The sequence below is a fragment of the Chryseobacterium aahli genome (assembly GCF_022699665.1).
Lineage (GTDB): Bacteria > Bacteroidota > Bacteroidia > Flavobacteriales > Weeksellaceae > Chryseobacterium > Chryseobacterium aahli.
The window spans coordinates 859,075-865,596 of record NZ_JALDNB010000002.1; the positions used below are offsets into that span (position 1 = coordinate 859,075).

The following is a 6,522-nucleotide window of genomic DNA, read 5'->3' on the forward strand; positions in this document are numbered from 1 at the left end:
CAGTTACTCCTTTATAAATTTTAGATTCAACTGTTGAATGGTTATAAAGTAAACACCTTTTTCTAATGCAGAAATATCAATTTTCTTTTCTGTATTTCCTTTTTTCACCAATCTGCCATCAGCCGTAACAATATTGTAATCGGTTTGCTTTTTTAAACCTGAAATAAACAATTCGTCTTTTGCAGGATTTGGATAAATAGCCAACTGAGCTAATGTAGCCTCTGAAGTACTCAAAGTATTATCTTGTGCAACAGTAGAATTTTTTTCCAGAATCTGATACTCATAATTAAATTGTACGCTTGCGACCGGAAATGAAACCGTTTCTGTAAAATATTGATTGTTTGAAGTATTATTTAAAGCAAAATAAGCAACCTGCCCACCCGTTCCATTTACTTTTATAGGCAATGGTATGTCAAAAAAGCTTACTGACGCATGACTTTGAGTTTGTCCTGCTTTGAAAGTTACTTGATTTCCAGTCTGTTTCCATCTGATATCATAAGTCGGGTAACCCTGACCATAAATCCAGTCATTGAAAAAACCTGTAAAATCTTTCCCTGTAGACTGCAGCAACGAAGCATTTAAGTCTGATGTTTTCACATAATTATAAGCTAAATTTGGTCTTGCATGATAATCTTTTAAAGCTTGATAAAATACGGTTTCACCAAGAATCCATTTGATCATTCTTACGACATATCCACCTTTTGAGTAAGTCAATCTCCCATTAAAGATAGTACCCACACTTCCTAAGTTAGCGTCTGCAACATACACACTTCCACCGGTAGCACTGGTAATATAGTTTTTCTGATCAAGCAGATAACTTAAAAACTGAGCATTTGTCAACAATAGTTTTTCATTAGCAACGTGCTCACCAAATGTTGCAAAACCTTCATTTAACCAGATATCATTCCATGCACCACACGTTACTTTGTCACCAAACCATTGATGAGCAAGCTCATGTGCAATTAACTGTGTACTCCATCCACCCATTGATGACATGGTCTGGTGCTCCATTCCACCACCAGCGGTGAATTCCATGTGACCGTATTTTTCATTTCTGAAAGGATAAGGTCCAAAATACGTCTCAAAAGTATTCATCACAGTCTTTGTCCATTCAATATTTGCCATACTGCCTGCATTAGTAGACGTTCCAGGATAGATATAATTTACAAAAGGAAATGGCGGATTCCCCATCGTATCATTCAATTTAACGAAATTGGTAATGGAAAGTGCAACTAAATAAGCTGCTGTAGGATATTGTGTTCTCCAAAACGTTAATTTTTGTCCGCTTCCCAGAATTGTTTCGCTCATTAATTTTCCGTTTGATGCTACACTGTATTGGGAAGGAGTTGTTATCTTAATATCAAATCTTTCAATTTTATCATTTAAACTTTGTTTTGTCGGAAACCAATCTTGTGCACCGTAAGGTTCATTCAAAGTAGAGAGAACAGGATTTCCGGTTCCGCCTTGAGTATTGATGAAGAATGCATTATTATTCGTAGGAGGAGTTCCGCTGTATTGTATCGTCAATGAATCTAAAACATTGGCAGGAAGTGATGATGTAAAATCAATTTTCACTTCTTTGGTTGCCAACTGCTGAAAAGCTAAGGGCTGGCCATGAAAAGTAACTTGAGAAACCGTCAGTTGGTTCGTTAAATCAAAATAAATACTACTCATTGTTTGAGTTGGCTTGAAATGAGAAGTCACAGAACCTGAAATCTGTGCAACAGACGGATTCAATGAAACATCCATTCTCTGATACTGCAAATCGTAGTTTAATGTATTCGGATTGGTATTTCCAGTATTCATTTTTGCGGTAAAAGACTTCATTTCTTTTGCCATCAAGCCTTTCATTTCAATATTTTCCTGAGCTAAAACGGTTTGACATACTAAAACACCTAAAATTAGAAGATAAAACTTTTTCATATTATTATAATATACGATTGTCTACATGAAATGGTTTTGATTGAAATATAAATCAAAACCATTATCAACAAATTAGAGGTTAAAGATAAAAAAAAACCTTTCAATCTGAGATTAAAAGGTTTGTATATCAATTGAATTACTTTTCTAAAGATCCAAAGCCGGCTGAAGAATTTTTTCCATTTTGCTTTTTACCTGAGCAACAGAACCAGCATAATTGTTAACCAAGATAGAAAAAACTAAAGTTCTACCTGTATTCGTTTTCATATAACCTGTCAAAGCTTTCACTTTATTTAAGGTTCCTGTTTTTGCAAAAATTTGTCCATTTCCTTCGATTTTAAACATGCCTTTTAAAGTTCCAGTTTGCCCTGCAATCGGTAAAGAATCAAAATATGTCTTATAGTATTTCTGATTCATCAAAGAAGTCAAAAACTTCACCTGAGAAATTGGAGTTACATGATTGCTTCTAGACAATCCGCTTCCATCCATATAATTTAAACCTTCTAGATCGAAAGCTACATCTTTTAAATGCTCATTCACTACAATTCTACCAGATTCTGAAGTCTGATCACCCATTTTCTGAAAACCAACTGTTTTCAGTAAAGCTTCTGCCAATCCATTATCACTACGCTGATTCGTGTAATAAATAATATCGGATAAAGTTGGAGATTTGTAAGCAGAAATCATCTTTCTGGCTTCAGGAGCTGCGTCTGTCGTTTTTGGAGTTACTTTTCCGGTAACGCCTACTCCGCTCTTCACCAAAGTTGCTCTGAAACTATTGGCTAAAAATGCAGGTGCATCAGGAAGTTTAGTTGTTAAAATTCCATCGCCATCATATTTTTCAGCATATACCATTTGATTGGCATAAGGTGAAACGTAGAAATATTTTTTGTCTGAAGCTGAATTGTTTCCTTTTTTAACGATCAGTTTTTCGTTTGCAGGATTGATCTCACGGGTTGTACCAACCGGCAGATAGTAATTATTGTTTTCTAACCACACAACATTTTCCGGAAGTCTCGAAATGTTACCTTTGAAAAGCGCTGTCTGAATAATAATATCACCATTTACCTTTTTGATTCCCTCACGAGACATTCCACTCACGAAGTCTGAAACGATTTCTTTGTAAGACCAAGCTCCAGCTTTGTTGGTTCCCAACGATGGGTCGCCGCTTCCTACAATGTAAAGATTACCGTTCAAAACTCCATTTTCGTCGATTTCTCCTGAATATTCAAGCTGCGTCATCCAACGGTAATTTTCTCCCAACAGATGCAAAGCAGTTTCTGTGGTTAATAATTTGGTGGTAGAAGCAGGAACAAGCGGAGTATTTTCGTTGTACGAAGAGATTACCTTCTTCGTTTTCGGGTCATAGACTACAAATCCCCAAGTTGCATTTTTCAATACAGGATCTGTCATCATTGTGTTTAGGTTAACATCTACAAGTTCTTTAGGAGACAAAAAAGCTTTTTCAATCGCTGCTGCGGGAGAAGGTAAGTTTAATCCGCTTTTTTGACTTTCGAAATTTGGAGAATAAAGAACTGTAGATACGGTAGATTGAGCAAGGAAAAAACCAGTGGCCAAAACCGTAATACCTGAAATATACTTTCTGTAATTTATCATCAATTTTTTCTTTTTGTTATATTTTGGATGACATAAAAAACGATTAGTTAAATCTTTTCTCAGAATCCAAACACATAATAAACGTTCAAATGTAGAAATTATTGTTAGAAACCAACCTATGAAAGTATGATAAAAGCGTATAAAGTTTGTTAAATAGTGTTAAAAATCCACAAATACATCTTTTTTAATGCTTTGATATGCAGTGATTTCATCAAATTCTTTCAGACTTAATAAAACCAGACTTTTAAATTTTTCATAGTTTTTCCCTCTTGGAAGCTTCAATAAAATCTGAAATTGATACAGATTATTCAGTCTCGCAATCTGCGCTCTTTCCGGACCGAGAATACAATCTTCCGGCAGATATTTCCTTAAAATTGAACCTAAAAACTGAGAAGCACGATTGACTTTATCATCTTTAATGTGTTTCAGCTCAATCATGATTAATTTGGTGAAAGGTGGATAATGAAACTTCTGTCTTTCTGTGAGAAAATATTTATAAATCTTTAAAACATTATTCATTTTAATCAACTGAAAAACAGAATGATCCGGATTGTAAGTCTGAATTAAAATTTTCCCGTTTCCTGAAACCCTTCCCGCTCTACCAGAAACCTGAGTAATCAATTGATAAGCACGTTCTTCAGCTCTGAAATCCTGAACATATAACATAGAATCAGCTTTCGGAATGGCGACCAATTCGATATGATCAAAATCTAAACCTTTGGAAATCATTTGAGTACCAACAATAATATCAGTTTCCCGATCTTCAATTTTCTCGTATAATTTTTCGTAGGCAAATTTTTTCCGCATCGAATCGACATCCATTCTATCCACTTCATTGTCAGGGAAAATTTTTGAAACTTCCTCGTGAATCTGCTCTACACCCACTCCTCTTTCGTTCAGATTTTCAGAATGACATTTCGGGCAGTTTTTTGGTTTTGAAGCTCGCTGACCGCAATAATGGCATTTCATTTCGTTTGCCGCTTTGTGATACGTCAAAACAACGTCACAGTTTGAGCAGTAATTCACATAACCACAGGTCTCACACTCTATAACACTTGCATAACCACGGCGATTATGAAGAATGATGGTCTGATTTTTTTCGTCTAAAGTTTTTTTAATTTCATCAATCAGTTGCAAAGAAAAGTTCCCGGAAACTTTTTTGGAATCCTGTGCTTCTTTGAAGTTAATCAGTTCAAATTCAGGCAATTTCACATTCCCGAATCTTTCATTTAAAAAAATATAGTGTAATTTTTCTTTTCTGGCTAAATAATAACTTTCCACAGAAGGCGTTGCCGAACCCAAAATCACTCTCGCATCATAAAAACCTGCCAAAACCAAAGCAGCATCTTTTGCATTGAAAAAAGGCGAAACTTCTCTCGGTCTGTACGCAGAATCGTGCTCTTCATCAACAATAATCAATCCTAAATTCTGATAAGGCAGAAATAGCGCATTTCTCGTGGCAATGAGAATTTTAATATCATTATTTTTAATTCTTCGCCAAACCTCAACTTTTTCAAAATCAGTGAGTTTCTGATGATAGAAACCAAGTTGTCTTCCGTATTTTTTTTCTAATCTTTGAGTGATTTGTTTGGTTAAAGAAATTTCTGGAAGTAAAAACAAAACGTTTTTTCCTTCGTTGACACATTCTTCAATTTTTTCTAAATATAAATGCGTTTTTCCTGAAGAAGTGACACCGTGAATCAGAACATTTTTCTTTTCATCAAAAGCTTCATCAATTTCTGCTTTTGCTTCTTTTTGTGCCTCAGACAGTTCTTCTATTTCTTCAATTTCACCCTCGTAACTTTCGATTCTATCTTTTTGAAGATAATATTCTTCCACCAGATTTTTATCTGCCAAAGCTTTGAAATGTGAACTCCCAAAATATCCGTCCTCAAACAATTCCGATTTTTTAATGTGTAAATCAGGATGTTCAGTTTGCTTTTCAATAATATTTAAGAAAAGTTCTTTCTGCTTCTTGGCTCTGCTGAGCTGCAAAAGAATTTCAGTCAGATTTTGATTTTTTAAAACCTCATCTTTCACTTTTACGTACGCAACTTCTTTGGCTTTGTATTTTTCGGCAACTTTTTCATCAATTTCAATGTATTGTAAATCAATCAGAGAATTGATGGTTTTAATAATTTCTTTTTTCGGAATAAATGCTTCAATATCAGTCAAATTGATGAGCTGACGAATTTCCAAAGCCTGAATGAGGTACATTTCGTTGACATCGAGATTCTCAAACTCAATGACTGCATTGGGTTTAAGCTTTAAATACGTTTCACTTTCTAGTTTCAAAGAAGATGGAAAAGCAAAGCGATAGATTTCGCCCAAATTGCAGAGATAATAATTTGAAAGCCAATTCCAGAAGCTGATTTGCTCAGACGGAACAATCGGATATTCATCTAAAATGCTGATGACTTCTTTAGCGACGAAATTTTCCGGTGCCTGATCATGAAGTTCAAAAACAATTCCGGTGTAGATTTTTTTTCCACCAAACGGTACGAGTACACGCATTCCGTTTTCAATTTTGAAAGCGAGTTCTGCCGGAACTTTGTATGTAAAGGTTCCTTTTAAATTGAGCGGTAAAATTATCTGGGCGTACTGCAAGGGAAAAATTAAAATGTAAAATTAATTGTTTCTAAACAGAATTGCAATTTTTTAGTGAAGCTAAATTTTCAAACGCAAAACACGCTAAGTTTTTATTGATTGTATTGAGAATATTTTTAGTTTGATAAGGCGTTTCACTTAGCAAAATCAATCTCAACTTTTCAAATCAAAACAAGTTTGTCATTCCGGAGGAATCTCGATATAGATATTTAAAATCCAATTTTGCTTAGATTCCTCAGGAATGACAAACTTGACGCTGATTAGTCTGAATATTTGAAATAAATGACAAACGTTATAGTTATTACAAAATTTGAAAATAATGACAAAACTCCCAGCCCCGATTGAACGGCATGTTTGAGCTCTTTCCGAGAGATTCGG

The 6,522-nt window shown here is 34.7% G+C and carries 3 protein-coding genes; all 3 read right to left on the reverse strand.

The features are described from left to right. Window positions 1-3: 3 nt before the first annotated feature. The 3 genes from MQX03_RS06120 to priA all read right to left on the reverse strand — a co-directional run bounded on the left by MQX03_RS06120 (window position 4) and on the right by priA (window position 6,144). Window positions 4-1,923, reverse strand: a complete 1,920-nt coding sequence (locus MQX03_RS06120; protein WP_242802107.1) for a M1 family aminopeptidase — start codon at window positions 1,921-1,923, stop codon at window positions 4-6. A 144-nt stretch (window positions 1,924-2,067) separates the two neighbouring features. Beyond that, a complete protein-coding gene (gene dacB / locus MQX03_RS06125) occupies window positions 2,068-3,537 on the reverse strand; it encodes a D-alanyl-D-alanine carboxypeptidase/D-alanyl-D-alanine endopeptidase (RefSeq protein WP_242802108.1) in 1,470 nt (489 codons plus the stop codon). Window positions 3,538-3,696: 159 nt separating this feature from the next. After that, a complete protein-coding gene (priA, locus tag MQX03_RS06130; protein WP_242802109.1) occupies window positions 3,697-6,144 on the reverse strand; it encodes a replication restart helicase PriA in 2,448 nt (815 codons plus the stop codon). Between the last annotated feature and the right edge of the window lie 378 nt (window positions 6,145-6,522).